The organism is Leifsonia sp. Y878 (assembly GCF_057669685.1).
Window position 1 is genome coordinate 477,588 of record NZ_JBYHFS010000001.1, and the last position, 18,643, is coordinate 496,230.

Sequence of the window (18,643 nt, forward strand, 5' to 3'; positions counted from 1 at the left end):
GGGCCCTCAGGGAGCGCCGAAGCCCGCCGCGGCGAGAACCGAGCGCCCGGCGGGGCTGGTGACGAAGTCCACGAAGGCGGTAGCAAGCTCGCTATCGACAGCGCCGGCCAGTGAGACGATCGGGTAGGAGTTGACTGCCGTCGACGCCTCGGGGAGATCGACGGAGTCAACGCTGGCGCCTGCAGAGGCGACGTCGGTGATGTAGACGAGGCCGGCATCCGCTTCACCGGACGTCACCTTGCCGAGCACCCCTGACACCGACGATTCTTCGCTGACAGGGGTGAGCGTGACGCCGGTGGCGGTCTCGATCTTCACGGTCGCGGCGCCACACGGAACCTGGGGCGCACAGATGACGGTCTTCACGCCGGGCGCTGCGAGGTCGGCGAAGCTGGTGATCTTCGCCGGATTGCCAGGGGGCACGGCAATGGTGAGCACGTTGGTGGCGAAATTCACTGGAGTGCCGTCGATTAGTGCGGCGTCGATGACCTTGGCCATGTTCGCTGTATCGGCAGACGCAAACACGTCGGCGGGTGCCCCTTCGACGAGCTGGGTGACGAGGTCGGAGGAACCCGCGAAGCTGAATGTGACGTGCGTGCCGGGGTTGGCTTCTTCGAACGCCTCACCCAGAATCGTGAAGGTCGCGGTGAGGGATGCCGCCGCGAAAACGGTGAGGGTGCCGCTGAGCGACGCGGCGGAGCTGGAGCTGGAGGGCGTGGCGCTGTGGGGCGCACCTGCATCGGCGGCGGCGTCGCCGGGATCTGCCGCGCACGCGCTTGCGCCCACGAGGAGCGCGCCGGCCAGGATCACTGCGCCGAGGGCGCGGAGTCGCCGTCCGGATGGCGCGAGAGACGTTGGCATCATGACAGTGTCTTTCCGGTGGGGGTTTCGACGATGACCGTCGTTGCCTTGACCACGGCAATTGCGACGCTGCCGAGTTCGAGGCCGAGTTCCCGCACGGCCTCGCTGCTCATGAGCGACACGACCCGATGCGGACCGCACTGCAGTTCAACCTGTGCCATGACGGTGTCCATCGTGATGCCGGTGACCAAGCCGACGAACTGGTTGCGCGCCGAACGGCCAACCGTTGACGGGTCGTCAGGAAGTGTGGCGTTCTTCTTGGCCAGCTGCGCGAGGGAGAGGCCGTCGACGACGGTGCGACCGGCGTCGTTCTGAGAGCTCTCCAGCAGGCCTGAATCGACCCACCGCCTCACGGTGTCATCGCTAACTCCGAGGTAACGTGCGGCATCCTTTATCCGTATCTGCGGCATAAAGCACATGCTAGGACACTGTTTGCGGTTGCAGGGGAACTTTCTTTGCGGCTAGAGCGCAACCCATTCTGACTGTCCGTCGGTGAAGTGCTGTCGTTTCCAGATTGGCACCTGGGCCTTGATCCGCTCGACGAGCTCGGCGCAGGCGGCGAACGCCTCTGCACGATGTGGAGCGGCGACGGCGGCAACCAAGGCGACATCACCGATGTGGAGCGGGCCAACGCGGTGCATGGCGGCCACGCGGAGACCGAACTCTGTGGCGATCTCGGTGCAGCAGTCGAGCAGGAACCGCTCGGCGTCCGGGTGCGCCTGGTAGTCGAGAGCCGTGACCGAGCGGTCGTCGTCATGGTTGCGCACGATGCCCTGGAAGGTGACGAGCGCACCGTTCTCTGGTGTGGTGACGAAGGTGTCGGCCACGGCCTGGTGGAGCGGCTCGCGTGAGATCTGAGCGAAAACGTCAGGCATGCGGGGCCTCCTCGGTGTGGTCGGTTCCCGCGTGCTGCGTTCCCATGTGCTGGGTTCCCATGTGCTGGGTGCCTGTGTGCTGGGCGGAGTCGGAGACGTGCGGGGCCGGGTCGGAGACGTGCTGGGCCGAGCCGGAGACCTGGTCGACAAGGTGCGGGAGCAGATTGGACAGAACGGCGAGGCCATCGGTGACCCCGCTGGGTGAGCCGGGGAGGTTCACGATCACGGTGCGTCCGGCAACGCCGGCAAGTCCACGGCTGAGGGCTGCCATCGGTGTGGAGTCGAGTCCCCGAGCGCGCAGTGCCTCCGCGACGCCGGGCAACAGTCGGTCGAGGAGAGGCGCGGTCGCCTCCGGGGTGGCGTCGGTGGACGAGACGCCCGTGCCGCCGGTGGTCAGGATGACGGCCGGCTGCGCACGGACGGCGGCCGACAGTGCTGTCTCGATGTCGGCATCTGCTACGACAAGCGCCGGTGCGGTGTCGAAGCCACGCTCGGCCAGCCACGCGGCGATCACCGGGCCGGTGGTATCCGGGCGTTCGCCGGCTGCGCCACGGGTGGATGCGACGATCACGCGGGCGCTGCGCGAGTGCGGCTGGGCTGGCTGCGCGGCAGGCGTGCTCTGTGTGGCGTCGTCCTGCGCCTGCGCCTGCACCGACGCCGACGCCCGCGCCTGGGCCTCGCGCTCAGCCATGGCATTCGCGCGCTGCCACTGCCCGCGCTTGCCACCGTTCTTCTCCTCCAGGCGGATGTCGGTGAGCATGGCTGCTGGGTCGACCGCCTTGACCATGTCGTGCAGGGTGAGCCCGGCAATCGCGACGGCGGTCAGCGCTTCCATCTCGACTCCCGTGCGGCCGGTGGTCTTGGCTGTCGCGGCGATCTCGATGGTCGATTCGCCCAGTTCGAAGTCCACAACGAGCGACGAGAGGGGCAGCGGATGGCACAGCGGGATGAGGTCTGAGGTCTTCTTGCCGCCGGTGATTCCCGCGATGCGGGCGGTGGCGAGCACATCGGCCTTGGGCAGGCCGTCCCCGCGCACCAGGTCGACGACCTCCCGCGTGGTGACGAACCGGCCGCGCGCGAGGGCAATCCGCGTCGTCTCGGCCTTGTCACTCACGTCGACCATGCGGGCGCGGCCGTCGCCGTCGATGTGCGTCAGTTCACTCATGATGTCCACTCACTCGGTGCCACGCGGATGCCACTCACTCGGGCTCGCTCAGGCTTACTCATTTACAAGGCCCACACTCTCACGTCGGCCCCGGCGTCCAGGCTCGTGACGCTGTCGGGGATCTCGATGAGGACATCCGCTCTCGCCATCGCAGCGACCAGGTGTGAGCTCGCCCCTGCCACCTGTTCGACGAGCACGTCATCAATGATGGCGCCGCGCAGGAACTGCCGCTTGCCTGCGATGGACACGATGGGTTTCGCGAGGCGGAAGGAGGCCAGCTGATCGACCGGCCGCCCAGCTGCGCGGTGCAGCAGCGGCCGCACAAACACGACGAATGAGACCTGCGTGCTGACGGGATTGCCGGGGAAGGAGATCACGGGAACGTCGTTGAGCACGGTCGTCGCCTGTGGGCCGCCCGGCTGCATATCGACGTGTCCAACGGATGCGCCGAGCGGCTCGAGCACGTCACGCACGACTTCATAGGCCCCCATCGAGATGCCGCCTGAGGTGAGCACCAGGTCGGATGCGGCGACCGCGTCATCGAGGATGCGCCGAAATGTGGCCGGGTCATCGGTACTTCGAGCCGCATACGAGACAACGGCGCCTGCCTCGGTGACGGCGGCGACAAGAGCTGTCTGGTTGGCGTCGAAGATCTGGCCCGGGGCGGGCTCTGCGCCGTCGCCGACGAGTTCTGCGCCCGTCGTGATGACCGCGACCCGCAGCGTGTGACGAACCAGCGCACTGCCGATTCCGGCGGCGGCCAGGGCGGCGAGGTGCCGGGGAGCCAGGAGCGTGCCAGCGGGCACGAGCTGTTCGCCGGCCTGCAGGTCGCTACCGCGTTCGCGGACGAACTCGCCGACGGTGCGAGAACGGGTGATGGTGATGCGGGGCGAAGGAGCCCGGACTGAATCGCTGGACTGGCCTGGCTCGCTGGACTGGCCTGGCCCGTTGTTCTGGTCTGCCTCGCTGAACTGGCCTGCCTCGGCGGCCCGGGTGTCTTCCACAGGGACGATGGCGTCAGCGCCCGCCGGGATCGGTGCTCCCGTCATGATGCGTGCGGCGGTACCCGGCAGCAACGCATTCGGCACCCCAGGGCCAGCCGGCACCTCGTCGCTGACGCTGAGGGTGACCGGCACGGTGGCGACGTCGGCCGCACGAACCGCAAAGCCGTCCATCTGAGAATTGCGAAACAGCGGCAGGTCGACAGCGGAGTGCACGTCTTCTGCGGCGACCCGCCCGAGGGCGTCACGCAGGGGGACGGACTCCGTGCCGAGGCCGGCCAGGCGAGGCGCCAGCATCCGCTCGACCAGGCGGGCGTGATCGTCAACGGTGGTCATGGACTCAGTATTGCGCGTTCGGGGCCGCTATTTCGGTATCGATACCGGTCAGTAGCGCGCGAGATTCTGGTCGATGTCCCTCGCCCAGACATCGATTCCGCCGGTCAGGGTCATCGTCTGCGGCAGCCCGGCCTGCGCGAGAAGCTGCTGGGCTCGCTCCGCGCGCGGTCCGTGGTGGCAGTACACGATGACCGTGGCGCCCTGGAGGGCCGTTGCGACGCCGGCTGGATCGTCGAAGACGTCTTGCTCGAGCTCGCCGAGAGGCACGAGCGCAGCGCCGTCGATGATGGCCAGCTGCGCTTCCCACGGCTCGCGAACGTCGATCAGGGTGATTGAATCGCCGCGCCTGAGCCGCGCCTGAAGGTCGGGTGCGCTGATGGCGCTCTGTGTGTGAGCGGATGCCACGCCGAATGCGACGCCGGATGCAACGCCGGAGTCCTCGATGGGCGTGATGCCGCAGAACGCGTCGTAGTCGATCAACGCGGTGATGGGTGCGGCAAGCGGATCCCGCGAGTATGCGACCTCGCGGAACGTGCCGCGCAGGCTGTCGTAGGTCGTGACCCGGCCGAGAAGGGGTTCGCCGACGCCTGTTACGAGTTTGATGGCCTCTGAGACCAGGATGCCGCCGATCACGGCGCAGACCGAGGGCAGCACCCCGGCCTCTGCGCAGCTCGGCACCGTGCCGGGTGCCGGCGGCTCGGGGAAGATGTCCCTGTACTGCGGCGCATGGGCAGCCCAGCTCACACCGGCCTGCCCGCCGAACTGGTGCACGGCACCCCACGCCACGGGCAGGCCGGTGAGTGCGGCCGCGTCGTTGGTGAGATAGCGGGTCGGAAAGTTGTCACTTCCGTCGATGATGAGGTCGAAGTCGGAGACGATCGCGAGGGCGTTGGCCGCGTCGAGCCGCGTGTCGAAGGTGATCACGGTGGTGTCGGCATCCAGCGCGCTGATTGTCTCGGCCGCTGATGCCACCTTGGGCCGGCCAAGGTCTGCCGGGGTGTGGATGATCTGGCGCGGCAGGTTGCTGGCCTCAACGCGGTCATCGTCGATGACCCCGATCGTGCCGAATCCCGCGGCCGCGAGGCCGGGAAGCACCGCGCTGCCGAGCCCGCCTGCGCCAACGACGAGCACGCGCGCTGCACGGAGGCGCTGCTGGGCTGCTGGTCCGAATCCAGGCAGCATCTGGGTGCGGGAATACCGCTCTTCGCGGTCAACGGACAGCGGCGCACCCGGTGCGACCAGTGGCGGGATGCTGCGTCGTTCGTCCATGCGAACAGCCTACGTTCGCGGGTGCTGCCTGTGCCGGTGCGTTCCGCGGATTCGTACTGCCGATTCGTGCTGCCGATTCGTGCTGCCGATTCGTGCTGCCAATTCCTCGTGCTGATTCGCGGTCCTGATTCGTGATGCCGATTCGGGCTCGATACGTTCCCCACGTGCGTGTGTACGATGCGTACGCATGACAGAGAAAACTGACTACTTCGCCGGTGACCCGCGTACGAATCGTGAGCGGATGCTGGCGGGCGACCTCTACGTCGCCGACGACCCCGTCAGCATCGCTGAGGCGCAGCGCGCTGTACGGCTGGCCAACCGGTACCTGGCCGTTTACGCCGAGGACCCTGTCGCCGCGCGGCCGATCCTGGCCGATCTGATCGGCAGTCTGGGGGCCGATGTCGAGATCAAGCCGCCGCTGTTCGTTGACTACGGCAGCTACATCACGATCGGCGCCGGCACCTTCATCAACTACAACTTCACCGCGCTCGATGTCGCTCCGATCACGATCGGTCGGGACTGCCAGATCGGCCCGAACGTGCAACTGCTCACGCCAACGCATCCGATTGCGCCCCAGCCCCGCCGCGACAAGCTCGAAGCGGCGCTGCCCATTGTCATCGGCGACAACGTCTGGCTTGGCGGGGGAGCGATCGTGCTTCCCGGTGTGACGATCGGCGACAACAGTGTTATCGGTGCTGGCGCTGTGGTGACGAGGGATGTGCCGGCCAAAGTGGTCGCCGTCGGAAACCCGGCGCGCGTCATCCGTTCGATCTCGTAGCCAGCGGATGCCGGAGGCTCGCCTTCTGCCCGTGCGTCGCCGATAGGTCACAGCTCGGTTACAGCGCTGGTGAGCCTGCCGGAGCGGCCGACGGGTACCGCTACCGTGTGCAGAAGGAACGGCAATGGGGGTTGGCATGTTGACAGGTGCAATTATCGCGTCGGGTGGTGGGCTCGTTGTTGTGATCGTCGTAGTGATTATTCTCGCGATGACTCTGACGCGGCGCCATCGCCTCGACCAGTCGCGTAAAACCGGGCCACAGAGCGCGGAGAGCGCGGAACAGGCTGAGGCGCTGCGCAACGTGCAGGAGCAGATCGAGCGCGGGAGTCGCCTGCTCTAAGCAGAGCGGCAGCGACAGCGAGCCAGCGTGGCGGCAGACGCAGTTCTTGCGTCGCTCTTGTATCTCAGTTGTATTTATCTCACGGTGATCGATCTGCTGTCCAGGCCGGTCGCGCCGTCTGGAACCACGTTGGTGACCTTGGCTGTCTGAACCAGCCCGTTGGCATCCGTCGCTCGAACTCGCAGGCTGTGTGTGCCGGCGGTCGCTGGCCAGACCCATTTCCACTGGCGCCAGGTATCGATGGAGAGCGCGTCGGCCAGGGTGGCGGTGTTCCAATCGCCGTCGTCGACCCGCACTTCGACGGTGCTGATGCCGGTGTGCTGTGACCACGCGACACCGGCGACGACCACGTCCCCGGCGTCGACGGTGCCCCCTGATGGCACGTCGATGCGAGACGACAACTTGATCGGCCCCTGTTCAGACCAGCCCCGATCGGTCCAGTACGACGTGGCGGCATCGAAACGCGTGACCTCGAGTTGCACGACCCACTTGGTGGCGGAGACGTAGCCGTAGAGGCCAGGCACGACCATTCGAACGGGATAACCGTGCTCGAGAGGAAGCGGGGCGCCATTCATGCCAATGGCCAGGATGGCGTTGCGATCGTCGGTGAGCGCCTCGATGGGAGTGCTGGCTGTCCAACCGTCCTGGCTGCGCGACAGGACCATGTCGGCGTCGGCCAGCGGCTTCGCCTGCGCCAGCAGATTCCGAATCGGATAGCCGAGCCAGGTTGCATTCCCAATGAGGTCGCCGCCCACCTCGTTCGACACGCACGTGAGGGTGGTCGTGCTCTCCTCGAGCGGCAGCTTCAGCAGGTCGTCGAACGTGAGCGTGACCTCGTTCTCCACCATGCCGGTGATCTTCAGAGTCCAGTTCGCCGGGTCAATGCCGGGGATCTGCAGCGCCGTGTCAATGCGATAGAAGTCAGCGTTCGGCGTGATGAGGGGAGTGAGGCCAGGCACGTCGAGGGACGCGGCCGGGGGGACAGGCGGAGCAGTGACCGCGGGTTGCGGGAGCGTGAAGATCGCACGGGTGGCGCTTGCCGCGCGGTACCCGGTCGAGATCACCTGTCCAGCGATGAGGGCAAGGATGCCGATTCCCGCGCCGGTCCCTGTCGCGGTGAGAAATCGGCGCCGGGTGAGCGCTTCACGGGGCGTGACTCCGGCGGATGAAACGGATGTCGCCGCCTCATGCTCGAGGTCCCGCAGGCGCCGAGTGAGAAGCTGCAGGAGATACGCGCCAACCAGCACAGCGACGACGGATGGCACGGCATCCATCACCGATGCGCCGGTACGGGTGAGTGCTGCGGCGACGCCGACAGCCCCGCCGAGCAGGATCAGCAGGCGACCAAACGGTGGCCGTCGATACTCCAGGAGGCCGGCGGCAGCCGCTCCGACGAGCAGCACGATTGCGAGTGACACGATGAGCACGGCCTTGTCTGCTGTGCCGAAAGCGGCAATGACGGCGTCCTTGAGCCAGCCCGGCACGAAGTCGATCACGAGAGCCCCGACGACGAGAATCGGGCTGCCGTTCTGCGCGACGAGTGCGCTGACCAGCTCAGCTGCGCCCACTCCGGCGAGTACGGCGGCGCAGCCGGCCGCGACCTGCCACCAGGCGCTGGATGACGGCCGGGCTGCGTCTCGGGGAACCATGTGGCGAGCATACGAACGGATGCTGTGATCCGGTCGAGCGTTGGCCGGTGTGTTCACGCAACGCGCGCTGTGGTCAGCGCGCGGCGGTGCCGGACTTCACGTGACCGAGGGCCGCGACCACGATAGTGATCGCGGCGGCGATGCCGAGGCCCAACGCCATGTCAACGTGCAGCGCTGCGGCGCCGACCAGCGCGCCGAGCCCGATCAGGACCACGGCCCCAGCGCGACGCTTCCACTGCTGGCCGGTATTGCCTGCAAATCGTGAATCCGCGGCCAATCCGGTGAGGGTCGACGTGACGACGACAGTCGTGACGTCCTTCACCGCGATGTGCCTGGCGGTGCCCGCCTGCATGCCCATCGCGAAACCAAGGGTGCCTGTGATCACGAACTGGAGTGCGAGCGGAATCTCACCGGCAAACGGAAGCACGACGACGGCGGCACCGGCGAGGATGGCGCCGACGACACCGAAGAGGGTGGTCGACCTGCCGGTCCAGCCGGAGGGAATCGGACGGAGCACGCGTCCTGCGACGGCGGCGCCGAGCATGAAGCACGCCAGCGCAACCACCGGACCGACGATCGGCAGGTCATCTGCACCGAGCAACCCCATGCCAAGGATGACGACGTTTCCGGTCATGTTGCCGGTGAAGACGCGGTCGAGCCCGAGGTAGCCGACTGCGTCGATCACACCCGTTGAGAACGTCAAAGCCAGCATGAGCATGAGGTGGAGCTTGTCCTGCTCTGCGGTCTTCGACATTGTTCTCCTTGGCGTTACGGCGGTCGGTTGCCGAAAGCAATCAAAGCGTATGTGGCTCGAGTGCGTAAATCCGCGGGTGGTGAGTAGCCCCCCGCTTCAGCTGTGCTTCAGCTGCTCCGGAGTATCGACGTCCCTGCCGTCGCCCAGGTCGCCGCACTCCACCAGAGCGGCCCCAGCCGCGCGGAGATACCCACGCCCGCCGGTGTCGCCAGACAACCCGGCACTGAACTCGGCCCAGTGGTCCCGTCCAACGACCACGGGGTGACCTGGCCGCGCGCCGAACGTCGCCTGGCGCAGGATGGTCGGCGTCACACCCTCGGTGAGGCGGGCCATGACATCGCTGGAGAGGCCCGGCAGGTCGACGAGGGTGATCACCACCGCCGGCGCGGATGGGGCGTGCTCTGACACGGCGGCCATCCCGTCTCGCAGCGATTCGCCCATGCCTGCGCTCCAGCGGGCGCTCACCACCGGCAGGACACGCTCATCATGGGGGAGCAGCTGCCGGGCGGCATCCGCTTCAGCGCCGAGGACCACCACGATCGGATCGCAGCCGGCACCCTGCAGGAGGGCAATCGCGCGGACAAGCCACGGCACGCCATCCGCTCCTCGCACCAGCGCCTTCGGGAGTCCCATGCGGGTCCCTGCACCGGCTGCCAGCAGCAAGCCGGCGCAGGATGGGCCGGCGCAGGATGGGTCAACGTCGCTGGGGCCAGCAGGCTTCGTCATGACCACAGTCAACCGCTAAAGCGCAGCGGATGCACTCACGTCGGCACACAGATGCCGTCGGCCTCTTCAGGTGCGAACAGCATGCGACCCGCCCGGTGCGACCCGCACGGTGCGTGAGCGGCTCCGCGAATCAGTAGCTGGTGCGCGCCGTGTCTGCCAGCCAGGCATCGAACGGCGCTGTGGCGCTCGGCAGCCGGTTGCTGACGAGCTCGGTCGGCCAGGTTGCCCGATCACGCGTGAACAGCTCGTAGAACTCGCGGTCATCGAACCCGCCACGTGCTGCGTCATCGCGATCGGCGGCGAAGACAATGCGGTCGACGCGCGCCCACAGGGCGGCGGACACGCACATCGGGCAGGGCTCGCATGACGTGTACAGCGTCGCTCCGGCCAGTGAGAACGCACCGAGGGCGGCGCACGCAGCGCGGATGGCCTGCACCTCAGCGTGAGCAGTCGGGTCGCTGTCGCGCGTCACGCGGTTCTGGCCGGTGGAGACCAGCTCTCCGTTCAGCGTGATGAGCGCGCCGAAGGGCCCTCCGCCGTCCGCGACATTGGCCACGGCCAAATCGACAGCCTGCTGCAGCCACTCGGCATCGGCTGGCGCAGCACCCCCGCGAACGGCGTCGACGGCGCTCATGCGAGACCTGCCCATACGAAACCTGCCCAAGCGCGAATGCCCACCACGTCGAATTCCTGGTTCATGTGTCCTCCGGAGGTCGACGGTAGCAGCCGCTGATGTCGGACATGTGTCAGGCCATCAGTGGCGCGCGCCCAGCTAGCCGGGAAGTATCGACGTCACCCAGGCCGTGCCGGAACGCTGGTATTCGACGCGAGTGCTCGGCCCCTCTGTATCGCCCCGCCAGAAGGTGATGCGAACGGGAACGACGCGATAACCGATCCAGGTTGCCGGTGCAGCGAGGGTGCCCTCAGGGTGTGCAGCGCTGAATTCCGCCCAGCGTGCGTGGCGGGCGTCTTCGGGCAACGCGGCGACCTCCGGCGTGTTGAGCCATGCGAGCAACTGGAGATACCGGGACGTGTCGGCATAGGCATCCGCTGCCTGTTCGCGGCTGGTCAGTTGGGCATCGCCCTGCAGCGTCACCTGTCGGCCGAGCTCCGGCCACGCGAGCACGAGGGCAACCCGGGGGTTCGCGGCGAGTTCTGTGGCCTTACGCGAGCGGATGTCGGTGTGAAAGTACACCGCAGAGCCATCGAACGCGCTCAGCAGCACACTGCGCGCGTCTGGGTAGCCGTCGTCACCGATTGTGCTGAGTGTCATCACGGGGCGTTGCTCGCTCTCGGAGCCTGGCAGCCACTGGCCGAGAAGCGCGAGGGGATCGACGGCCGTGTTCATGCTGAGGGTGCTGAACCGTGAGCGCCAGAAGCCGCCAAAGTCGTAACGAGAGCCACGAGGTCATCCATGCCGCTCTCGTCAGGCACGATGGTTCCGACGGCGGGGAGCAGCGCAGAGTTGTAATACAGCCCGTCGCAGAGAAGCATGACCGCGCGGGCGACGGTGGGGTCATGCACGTCGAGCTTGATGACCTCCAGATACTGGCTCTGCATAGCCTGCAGCGCCTCCTTGACCTTGGGGTGCGATCCCTGGGCCAGGTGGGTGGCGGCGATGATCCCGCGATCCAGCGGGCTGCCGATCGACACCGACGAGCGAACAAAATAGGCCACGATGCCTTCCGGCGCCGCTCGCATCCGCACAACGTCCTCGGCAACCGCGGCGAGGAGGCGATCGGTCATCCCGTTTGCGAGGGCATCCTTCGACGTGAAGTGGTAGAGCAGGCCGCCCTTGGAGACGCCGGCCTTCGCTGCAACGGCCTCGAGGGTTGCGGCGCGCTCGCCGTCTTGGATGAGGATGTCTTCGAATGCATCCAGCAGTCGATCACGGGTGGTAGGGGTCAATGTCACGTCCACATCGTATCCAGAGAGTCCGGGGCCTGCCGTGTTACTATACCGTCCAGCCGGTACAGTAACGAAATGTTCACCGGCACTGACATCGAGCTAGCTGTCATCGACCTAGCTGACATTGAACTAAGGGGAACCAGCGTGACGACGCCCATCGAAACGGATGCCACGACCACCGTTCGCGGTCGCGGCAGCGTGCCGACAACCGGGCGCGCCCAGCCGACAACAGAGCACGCCCAGCCACGAGCCGGTCGCAAGCAATGGATAGCCCTGGTCGTCCTGATGCTGCCGGTACTTCTGGTGTCCGTCGACAACACGGTGCTCAACGTCGCGCTGCCTGCCATCTCGAAGTCCCTCGAGCCCACTGGTGCCGGGCTGCTCTGGATCGTCGATATCTACCCGCTGGTGCTCGCGGGCCTGCTGGTGTCCATGGGCAGCCTCGCCGATCGCATCGGGCGCCGCCGCTTGCTCATGGTCGGCTCCATCGGGTTCGCGGCCGTGTCGGTGTTCGCCGCCTTCGCGCCCACCACTGAAATGCTGATTCTCGCTCGGGCGCTCCTTGGTGTGTTCGGCGCCATGTTGATGCCGTCAACGCTGTCGCTGCTGCGCAGTATCTTCGTCAACCGCGACCAGCGCCGATTGGCGATTGCCGTGTGGGCGTCTGCCTTTGGCGCAGGGTCCGCACTCGGACCGATCGTCGGGGGAGTGATGCTGGCCAACTGGTGGTGGGGCTCAGTCTTCCTGATTGCCGTTCCGGTGCTGGTGCCGCTTCTGATCCTCACGCCGATCCTCATTCCAGAGTCGAAGGACCCGAAGCCGGGCCGCATCGACGTTCCCAGCATCCTGCTGTCGTTCGCCACCATGGCCCCGGTCGTCTACGGCATCAAATCACTGGCGACTGAGGGGCTGAATCTTGTCGGTGGCCTCACCGTGGTGGCAGGACTTGCGGCTGGCACGTGGTTCGTCCGTCGCCAACTGCGCCGTCCAGATCCCATGCTTGATGTGCGCCTGTTCAGCCGCGCCGCGTTCAGTGGGGCTGTCATGGTCAACCTGCTCAGTGTCATCGCGCTCGTCGGCGGGCTCTTCTTCGTGGCGCAGCACCTCCAGCTGGTACTCGGGCAAGATCCGATCGACGCTGGTCTCACTCTGCTGCCCGGTTCGGTGGCCATGATCGTGGCCGGCCTCGTCATCGTGCCTATTGCCAGGCGGGTGCGGGCGAGCATTGTGGTGCCGGTCGGCCTCCTCATCTCGGCGAGCGGATACGCGGCAGTTGCGATGATGGCCGGCGACCTCAGCGCGGTCACGCTCATGGTCGCCTTCGTCGCCCTTGGTGTCGGCATCGGGGCCGCCGAGACCGTGTCGAACGAGATCATCCTGTCTGCTGCCCCGGCGAACAAGGCTGGGGCGGCATCCGCTATTTCCGAAACGGCCTATGAGTTCGGGGCTGTACTGGGAACGGCGATCCTCGGCACGATGATCACCGTTGCGTACCGCGCGGCGATCGTGCTGCCCTCCGGCTTGTCCGCTGACGAGGCGCGCGCGGCAGGGGAGACCATCGGTGGCGCCGCTGCGGTGGCAGACGGACTGCCGGCCGCCCAGGCCGAGGCGCTGATGGAGTCCGCGCGGCACGCCTTCGACAGTGGTGTGGGCGTGACGGCCTGGATCGGTGTTGCCCTGGTGCTGGCCGCGGCTGTCATTGCCGCGCTGACTCTCGGTCGCTCGAACGAGGACACGACTCAGGTCGAGTAGTCAGCCAGCTCGAGTAGTCGGCCAGCTCGGGTAGTCGGCCAGCTCGAGTAGTCGGCCAGGTCGGGCAACCAGCCCCGATCCAGGATTCGGCTAGATCGAGAGGCTCTCGCCGGGCTGCAGCGGGTGGTATTCGCCACCTGCGCCCTCCGTGGCACTCTTCAGGCGCACGTCCGCGAGATCTTTCCCGATCCGGGACAGCACGATGTCATGGGTGGGGAAGACGCGCTGGGCGCCGACCGCTGTCACAAAATCCATTGACTCACCGATCTTGAGCCAGGGAGCTCCGGCAGGAGCAGCGAGGGTGTTCACCTCGACGCCGTCCGGGATGGTAAAGGAGTCTCCTGGGTAGTACAGCGTGTCGTTGACGAGCACGCCCACGTTGTCGATCACCGGGATCGACGCGTGGATCACGGCGTGCTTCTCTCCGAAGAAGCGCAGGGTGAATGGGTCGATCTCGATGACGTCACCATGGGCGACCACCTCGATGTTGTAGTCGGGTGCGGCCGCAGCAACCCCGGCCGGACCGAAGATCCGAACGTCTGGATTCATCTCGATGACTCGGTCGAGCTGCTCTGGAGTCCAGTGGTCAGCGTGCTCGTGGGTGATGACGACTGCGTCAGTACCCGCCGTGTCTGTGAGGGGTGTGGTGACGTTTCCTGGATCGATTACCAGTTTGTGCGAGCCGATCTGCAGGAGAAGGGCTGCGTGCTCAAGCTTTGTCAGTTCCATAGGGCGAGCTAATACCCAATCGACCGGCGGCGCAACGTGACTAATTGTCACCGCACTCTTCCCTCAGTGCCTGTGCGCCAGATACTGTGGTGGCACCAGCCTCCCCGGCACGTGGAAATCTGCCACCGCGTGCCGCATTTTTACGTGGGTCTTCCTCAATTTGGAAAGCACGTGATCTGTGTGGCATACTCATTGAGTTGCAAAAACGGCCCCATCGTTTAGCGGCCTAGGACATCGCCCTCTCACGGCGGTAACGCGGGTTCGAATCCCGCTGGGGTCACAACTGCCCGATTCCCTTATTTTATAAGGGAATCGGGCTTTTTTCGTTAAGTGTCCTCAACTTCAGTTGACGAAGCGGCAGCGCCGCTCGATTCAGCGAATGCGAATGCGAATGCCGCTGTCAGCCAGCAGGCCCGAGAAGAATCGCGAGCAGTCCCAGCGCGCCCCCGACGATGAACAGCAGGGTGCCGAGCCGCATCGTCCACGTCTTGTTCCGGTCGGCGGTGGGAACGTCGACTTCCAGGATCGGGCAGCCAGACCAGCCGAGCAGTCCAACGCTCAGCGTGACCAGAGCGGATGCCACCCACCACGCGACTTGTCCACTCACTGACAAGACGGCTGGCCGCCACCCGGACGCCAGCAGGAGACCAAGCGCGACGGCGACGCTGCCAACAGCCGCCGCGAACCACACGGTGCCCGTCCACATGATGCGTCGCACATTCTGCTCGGCACTCATCAAGTCCTGAGTCACGGTGCCAGCTAACCACTCCTCAGACGGGATGGTCAGGCCTGTGCCGGCGTACAGTGCTGGTCGGGTAGGCTCTTACGGGTGAAGGGGAGTATCCCTCTGGACTCGATTCGGGTCCTATGCCGTGATCGTCAGTACGGGCCGCATCGTCGGGGTCCCGGGCACGGTGGCATCAGAATCTTGATGCGGGAGAGACTTTCAGATTCCGTGCTGCGTCCAGCACATCCCTTCCTTCGAAAGGTCCTCCGTGGAACTTCAGCTCCCCATCGCATTTGAAGTCGGATCCCTCGTCCTCTTGACGCTGATCCTGGTTGCGGATCTCCTGCTCGTTTTCAAACGCCCGCACATTCCATCGGTCAAAGAGTCAACGCTCTGGGTGGTCTTCTACATTGTGCTCGCGCTCATCTTCGCGGCCTGCATGCTGTACTTCGCCGATGCGGAACATGCCGGGCAATTCCTGGCCGGCTGGCTCACGGAGTACAGCCTGAGCATCGACAACCTGTTCGTGTTCGTGATCATCATGTCCAGGTTCAAGGTGCCGAGGAAGTACCAGCAGGAAGTGCTGATGGTGGGAATCATCATCGCCCTCGTCCTGCGCGGAATCTTCATCCTGCTCGGTGCATCGCTCATTGAGAACTTCAGCTGGATCTTCTACATCTTCGGCGCATTCCTGCTCTACACAGCCGTACACCAGGCTGTGGCCAAGGAAGACGACGGCGACGGCGAGAATGGCTTCATCCGCTTCCTGCGTCGCCACATGAAAATCTCTGAGGGCTACGACGGATCCAAGATTCGCACCGTCATCGACGGTAAGAAGTTCTTTACGCCGATGCTCATCGTCTTCATCGCAATCGGCACGACAGACCTGCTCTTCGCGCTGGATTCCATTCCGGCCATCTTCGGAATCACGACGAGTCCGTTCATCGTCTTCACGGCGAATATCTTCGCCCTGATGGGCCTCCGCCAGCTCTACTTCCTGCTTGGCGGGCTGTTGGAGCGCCTCGAGTACCTTAAGTACGGCATCGCGTTCATCCTCGCCTTTATCGGTGTGAAGCTCGTGCTCCACGCGCTGCACACCAATGAAGTGCCGTTCCTGAACGGTGGCGAAGGCTTCGAATGGGCGCCGGAGATCGGCACCTGGACGTCGCTCGCCGTCATCATCATTTCCATGGCGGTCGCCACAATCGCTAGCCTGATCAAGGCGAGTCATGATGCACGTAAGCGCGGTCACACTCTCGCAGAGGAAATTTCCCACCCGATCGAGGAGTAACCGCACGTGACGCGCACTGGAGAGAGCTACCTGACACTTCCGCTCTCGCGAATTCAGATCCTGTTCAGTGCGCGGAGCGATGTCGGCATGGTTCGCACCGCAAACGAAGACAGCATGATGACCCAGTCGCCGGTCTTCCTGGTGGCAGATGGCATGGGTGGTCACGCCAGGGGAGATGCGGCCAGCCAGACCGTCGTGCGCGTCTTCGATGAGCACATCGCGCAGGGCGAACCGTCAACCCCTGAGCGAATCCTCGACGCCATCCACTCGTCGAACGATGCGGTCAGAGACCTCAGCGCAACGGATGACTTCGGTACGGCAATCTCGGGCACCACGCTCACCGGCGTCGCATTCGTCGACGCCGGTGACGGGCTCGGCTACTTCTGGATGGCGTTCAACGTTGGCGATTCCCGCCTCTACCGCTGGGATGGCCGACACCTGCGGCAGATCAGCGTCGACCACTCTGCCGTGCAGGAACTCGTCGACGCCGGCCTCATCTCGCTCAGCGACGCAGAGCACCACCCTGAGCGGAACGTCATTACCAGGGCGATTGGGGCAGACGAGTTTGTCGATCCTGATGTGTGGATGCTGCCCGTCGGCGCGGAGGATTCCTTCTTGCTCTGTTCAGACGGCCTCACCAAAGAACTCGACGCGCACGACATCGAACGCATAGTTGCCCGGCGCGCTGCCACACCTGAGGCGCGCAGCACCATCGCGGATGCACTCGTCGAGGCCGCGATCTCCCGCGGTGCTCGCGACAATGTGAGCGTCATCTTCATTGACTCGTTCTCCACCACCAGCCTGCCCATCAGCACGCCGGATGAACCCAGCCCCACGCCAGATACTCCGCCAGTCGGTTAGCGCGTCGCACCGGTTGAAGGTGTTAGCCTGAAGCGTGCTGTTCGGTCGACTTCTTCTTCTGTGCCGCGACGAGCCCCAATTTTAAAGGCCATTCTCGTCGCGGAGTTCGTCGTTGGCTGACCACCAATCACTGAGGAAGACGCACCATGACTAACGCAGCATTTGCGAGTGATCGCCCCCGCACCCTGGCCGAGAAGGTCTGGGACAAACATCTGGTCGCCAAGGGCGAAAACGGCACGCCAGACCTGATCTACATTGACCTGCACCTCGTGCACGAGGTCACCAGCCCCCAGGCATTCGACGGCCTGCGCGTGGCCGGTCGCCCCGTTCGGCGTCCAGACCTCACCATCGCAACGGAAGACCACAACACGCCGACGCTGGCCATCGACCGGCCCATCGCCGACCTCACCAGCCGAACGCAGATCGAGACGCTGCGCCGCAACTGCGAGGAATTCGGCATCCGCCTGCACTCGCTGGGAGACATCGAGCAGGGCATCGTGCACGTCGTCGGCCCGCAGCTCGGCCTGACCCAGCCCGGCATCACCGTCGTCTGCGGCGACTCACACACCTCAACCCACGGCGCCTTCGGTGCCATGGCGTTCGGTATCGGTACCAGCGAGGTCGAGCACGTCATGGCCACGCAGACCCTGCCGCTGAAGCCGTTCAAGACCATGGCCATCACCGTTGATGGTGAGCTGCGCCCCGGTGTGACGGCCAAGGACATCATCCTGGCTGTGATCGCGAAGATCGGCACCGGCGGTGGACAGGGCTACGTGCTCGAATACCGTGGCAGCGCCATCCGCTCGCTCTCCATGGAGGGCCGCATGACGATCTGCAACATGTCGATCGAGGCCGGCGCCCGCGCCGGAATGGTCGCACCAGACCAGATCACCTACGACTACCTGCAGGGCCGTGCACACGCGCCGGCCGGCCAGGACTGGGACGACGCTGTCGCCTATTGGGACACGCTCGCCACCGATGAGGGCGCAACGTTCGATGCAGAGGTCATCCTCGACGCGAACACCCTCGAGCCTTTCGTCACCTGGGGGACCAACCCCGGCCAGGGTGTCTCGCTCTCAGAATCGGTTCCGAACCCGGCAGACATCCAGGACGCCAACGAGCGCTCGGCTGCAGAGCGCGCGCTGGAGTACATGGATATCGCCGCCGGAACGCCGATGAAGGATATTCGCGTTGACACCGTTTTCCTCGGCTCATGCACGAACAGCCGTGTCGAAGACCTGCGTGCCGCGGCCGAGATCGTCAAGGGCCAAAAAATGGCAGACGGCGTGCGGATGCTCGTTGTGCCCGGTTCTGCCCGCGTGCGTATCGAAGCAGAGGCTGAAGGCCTCGATAAGATCTTCACCGACTTCGGAGCAGAGTGGCGTTTCGCCGGTTGCTCCATGTGCCTCGGCATGAACCCAGACCAGCTGGCCCCAGGCGAGCGTTGCGCGTCGACCAGTAACCGAAACTTCGAGGGCAGGCAGGGCAAGGGCGGGCGCACGCACCTCGTTTCCCCGCTGGTGGCCGCGGCCACCGCAATCAGGGGTACGCTGTCGAGCCCCTGGGACCTCATCACAGCGTCAGCGTCCACGTCGACCTCGACAGAGCAGGAGGCTCAGTAGCC

20 protein-coding genes and 1 tRNA gene are annotated in these 18,643 nt (G+C 65.5%); 7 read left to right on the forward strand and 14 right to left on the reverse strand.

The genetic code is table 11. The features are described 5' to 3' along the window. Positions 1-6 precede the first annotated feature (6 nt). From modA to AC25Y4_RS02240, 6 genes are all read right to left on the reverse strand, one after another. Positions 7-861 carry a molybdate ABC transporter substrate-binding protein gene (gene modA / locus AC25Y4_RS02215; protein ID WP_488118735.1) on the reverse strand — a complete coding sequence of 285 codons (855 nt, stop codon included), beginning with the start codon at positions 859-861 and terminating at the stop codon, positions 7-9. Beyond that, positions 858-1,268 (reverse strand): TOBE domain-containing protein, encoded by a 411-nt coding sequence (locus tag AC25Y4_RS02220; protein WP_488118736.1) that lies wholly within the window; start codon positions 1,266-1,268, stop codon positions 858-860. The genes modA and AC25Y4_RS02220 overlap by 4 nt, the downstream gene beginning before the upstream one ends. A 51-nt stretch (positions 1,269-1,319) precedes the next feature. Continuing rightward, positions 1,320-1,733, reverse strand: coding sequence for a molybdenum cofactor biosynthesis protein MoaE (locus AC25Y4_RS02225; RefSeq protein ID WP_488118737.1), 414 nt, complete (start codon positions 1,731-1,733; stop codon positions 1,320-1,322). Next, positions 1,726-2,898, reverse strand: coding sequence for a bifunctional molybdenum cofactor biosynthesis protein MoaC/MoaB (gene moaCB, locus AC25Y4_RS02230; protein WP_488118738.1), 1,173 nt, complete (start codon positions 2,896-2,898; stop codon positions 1,726-1,728). The genes AC25Y4_RS02225 and moaCB overlap by 8 nt, the downstream gene beginning before the upstream one ends. A 62-nt stretch (positions 2,899-2,960) precedes the next feature. After that, on the reverse strand, positions 2,961-4,235 hold the full coding sequence (locus AC25Y4_RS02235) for a molybdopterin molybdotransferase MoeA (protein ID WP_488118739.1): 1,275 nt from the start codon (positions 4,233-4,235) through the stop codon (positions 2,961-2,963). 48 nt (positions 4,236-4,283) lie between these two features. After that, positions 4,284-5,504 carry a ThiF family adenylyltransferase gene (locus AC25Y4_RS02240; RefSeq protein WP_488118740.1) on the reverse strand — a complete coding sequence of 407 codons (1,221 nt, stop codon included), beginning with the start codon at positions 5,502-5,504 and terminating at the stop codon, positions 4,284-4,286. A gap of 187 nt (positions 5,505-5,691) precedes the next feature. Between AC25Y4_RS02240 and AC25Y4_RS02245 the strand changes: the two genes are divergently transcribed. Further along, entirely contained in the window at positions 5,692-6,282 is a 591-nt protein-coding gene (locus AC25Y4_RS02245) for a sugar O-acetyltransferase (RefSeq protein ID WP_488118741.1), read from the forward strand. Positions 6,283-6,406: 124 nt separating this feature from the next. After that, complete coding sequence (locus AC25Y4_RS02250; RefSeq protein WP_488118742.1) at positions 6,407-6,622, forward strand: hypothetical protein; 216 nt, start codon at positions 6,407-6,409, stop codon at positions 6,620-6,622. Positions 6,623-6,696: 74 nt separating this feature from the next. On the opposite strand, the gene AC25Y4_RS02255 is transcribed toward AC25Y4_RS02250, so the two are convergent. From AC25Y4_RS02255 to AC25Y4_RS02280, 6 genes are all read right to left on the reverse strand, one after another. Beyond that, on the reverse strand, positions 6,697-8,271 hold the full coding sequence (locus tag AC25Y4_RS02255; protein ID WP_488118743.1) for a molybdopterin-dependent oxidoreductase: 1,575 nt from the start codon (positions 8,269-8,271) through the stop codon (positions 6,697-6,699). A gap of 73 nt (positions 8,272-8,344) precedes the next feature. After that, positions 8,345-9,025: a YoaK family protein gene (locus AC25Y4_RS02260; RefSeq protein ID WP_488118744.1), complete on the reverse strand. Its 681-nt coding sequence runs from the start codon at positions 9,023-9,025 to the stop codon at positions 8,345-8,347. Between the two features lie 96 nt (positions 9,026-9,121). Continuing rightward, the gene (locus AC25Y4_RS02265; protein ID WP_488118745.1) at positions 9,122-9,751 is read right to left on the reverse strand and encodes a nucleotidyltransferase family protein; all 630 of its coding nucleotides are present in this window, start codon (positions 9,749-9,751) and stop codon (positions 9,122-9,124) included. A 130-nt stretch (positions 9,752-9,881) separates the two neighbouring features. After that, positions 9,882-10,385, reverse strand: coding sequence for a nucleoside deaminase (locus AC25Y4_RS02270; protein ID WP_488118746.1), 504 nt, complete (start codon positions 10,383-10,385; stop codon positions 9,882-9,884). 138 nt (positions 10,386-10,523) lie between these two features. Beyond that, complete coding sequence (locus tag AC25Y4_RS02275) at positions 10,524-11,099, reverse strand: pyridoxine/pyridoxamine 5'-phosphate oxidase (protein WP_488118747.1); 576 nt, start codon at positions 11,097-11,099, stop codon at positions 10,524-10,526. Next, positions 11,096-11,665, reverse strand: coding sequence for a TetR/AcrR family transcriptional regulator (locus AC25Y4_RS02280; protein ID WP_488118748.1), 570 nt, complete (start codon positions 11,663-11,665; stop codon positions 11,096-11,098). The genes AC25Y4_RS02275 and AC25Y4_RS02280 overlap by 4 nt, the downstream gene beginning before the upstream one ends. A gap of 69 nt (positions 11,666-11,734) precedes the next feature. On the opposite strand from AC25Y4_RS02280, the gene AC25Y4_RS02285 reads away from it, so the two are divergent. Next, positions 11,735-13,411, forward strand: a complete 1,677-nt coding sequence (locus AC25Y4_RS02285) for an MFS transporter (RefSeq protein ID WP_488118749.1) — start codon at positions 11,735-11,737, stop codon at positions 13,409-13,411. 90 nt (positions 13,412-13,501) lie between these two features. Here the strand turns inward: AC25Y4_RS02285 and AC25Y4_RS02290 are convergent, their stop codons facing one another. Beyond that, complete coding sequence (locus AC25Y4_RS02290) at positions 13,502-14,140, reverse strand: MBL fold metallo-hydrolase (RefSeq protein WP_488118750.1); 639 nt, start codon at positions 14,138-14,140, stop codon at positions 13,502-13,504. A 207-nt stretch (positions 14,141-14,347) separates the two neighbouring features. Here AC25Y4_RS02290 and AC25Y4_RS02295 point away from each other — a divergent pair. Continuing rightward, positions 14,348-14,420, forward strand: a tRNA-Glu gene (locus AC25Y4_RS02295). A gap of 120 nt (positions 14,421-14,540) precedes the next feature. Here the strand turns inward: AC25Y4_RS02295 and AC25Y4_RS02300 are convergent. Further along, positions 14,541-14,891, reverse strand: coding sequence for a hypothetical protein (locus AC25Y4_RS02300; protein WP_488118751.1), 351 nt, complete (start codon positions 14,889-14,891; stop codon positions 14,541-14,543). Positions 14,892-15,135: 244 nt separating this feature from the next. Here AC25Y4_RS02300 and AC25Y4_RS02305 point away from each other — a divergent pair, with 244 nt between their 5' ends. From AC25Y4_RS02305 to leuC, 3 genes are all read left to right on the forward strand, one after another. Next, positions 15,136-16,158: a TerC family protein gene (locus tag AC25Y4_RS02305; protein WP_488118752.1), complete on the forward strand. Its 1,023-nt coding sequence runs from the start codon at positions 15,136-15,138 to the stop codon at positions 16,156-16,158. 6 nt (positions 16,159-16,164) lie between these two features. After that, the gene (locus AC25Y4_RS02310) at positions 16,165-17,019 is read left to right on the forward strand and encodes a PP2C family protein-serine/threonine phosphatase (protein WP_488118753.1); all 855 of its coding nucleotides are present in this window, start codon (positions 16,165-16,167) and stop codon (positions 17,017-17,019) included. Between the two features lie 146 nt (positions 17,020-17,165). Then, positions 17,166-18,641 carry a 3-isopropylmalate dehydratase large subunit gene (gene leuC / locus AC25Y4_RS02315; RefSeq protein ID WP_488118754.1) on the forward strand — a complete coding sequence of 492 codons (1,476 nt, stop codon included), beginning with the start codon at positions 17,166-17,168 and terminating at the stop codon, positions 18,639-18,641. Positions 18,642-18,643 lie beyond the last annotated feature (2 nt).

What these genes read in the sequence shown, in the direction of transcription:
- AC25Y4_RS02265 (WP_488118745.1), bottom strand. Translation starts at nt 9,751, where the DNA reads ATGACGAAGCCTGCTGGCCCCAGCGACGTTGACCCATCCTGCGCCGGC.
- AC25Y4_RS02250 (WP_488118742.1), top strand. Translation starts at nt 6,407, where the DNA reads ATGGGGGTTGGCATGTTGACAGGTGCAATTATCGCGTCGGGTGGTGGG.
- AC25Y4_RS02260 (WP_488118744.1), bottom strand. Translation starts at nt 9,025, where the DNA reads ATGTCGAAGACCGCAGAGCAGGACAAGCTCCACCTCATGCTCATGCTG.
- AC25Y4_RS02255 (WP_488118743.1), bottom strand. Translation starts at nt 8,271, where the DNA reads ATGGTTCCCCGAGACGCAGCCCGGCCGTCATCCAGCGCCTGGTGGCAG.
- AC25Y4_RS02275 (WP_488118747.1), bottom strand. Translation starts at nt 11,099, where the DNA reads ATGAACACGGCCGTCGATCCCCTCGCGCTTCTCGGCCAGTGGCTGCCA.
- modA (WP_488118735.1), bottom strand. Translation starts at nt 861, where the DNA reads ATGATGCCAACGTCTCTCGCGCCATCCGGACGGCGACTCCGCGCCCTC.
- AC25Y4_RS02270 (WP_488118746.1), bottom strand. Translation starts at nt 10,385, where the DNA reads ATGAGCGCCGTCGACGCCGTTCGCGGGGGTGCTGCGCCAGCCGATGCC.
- AC25Y4_RS02225 (WP_488118737.1), bottom strand. Translation starts at nt 1,733, where the DNA reads ATGCCTGACGTTTTCGCTCAGATCTCACGCGAGCCGCTCCACCAGGCC.
- AC25Y4_RS02245 (WP_488118741.1), top strand. Translation starts at nt 5,692, where the DNA reads ATGACAGAGAAAACTGACTACTTCGCCGGTGACCCGCGTACGAATCGT.
- leuC (WP_488118754.1), top strand. Translation starts at nt 17,166, where the DNA reads ATGACTAACGCAGCATTTGCGAGTGATCGCCCCCGCACCCTGGCCGAG.
- AC25Y4_RS02285 (WP_488118749.1), top strand. Translation starts at nt 11,735, where the DNA reads ATGTTCACCGGCACTGACATCGAGCTAGCTGTCATCGACCTAGCTGAC.
- moaCB (WP_488118738.1), bottom strand. Translation starts at nt 2,898, where the DNA reads ATGAGTGAACTGACGCACATCGACGGCGACGGCCGCGCCCGCATGGTC.
- AC25Y4_RS02235 (WP_488118739.1), bottom strand. Translation starts at nt 4,235, where the DNA reads ATGACCACCGTTGACGATCACGCCCGCCTGGTCGAGCGGATGCTGGCG.
- AC25Y4_RS02220 (WP_488118736.1), bottom strand. Translation starts at nt 1,268, where the DNA reads ATGCCGCAGATACGGATAAAGGATGCCGCACGTTACCTCGGAGTTAGC.
- AC25Y4_RS02240 (WP_488118740.1), bottom strand. Translation starts at nt 5,504, where the DNA reads ATGGACGAACGACGCAGCATCCCGCCACTGGTCGCACCGGGTGCGCCG.
- AC25Y4_RS02290 (WP_488118750.1), bottom strand. Translation starts at nt 14,140, where the DNA reads ATGGAACTGACAAAGCTTGAGCACGCAGCCCTTCTCCTGCAGATCGGC.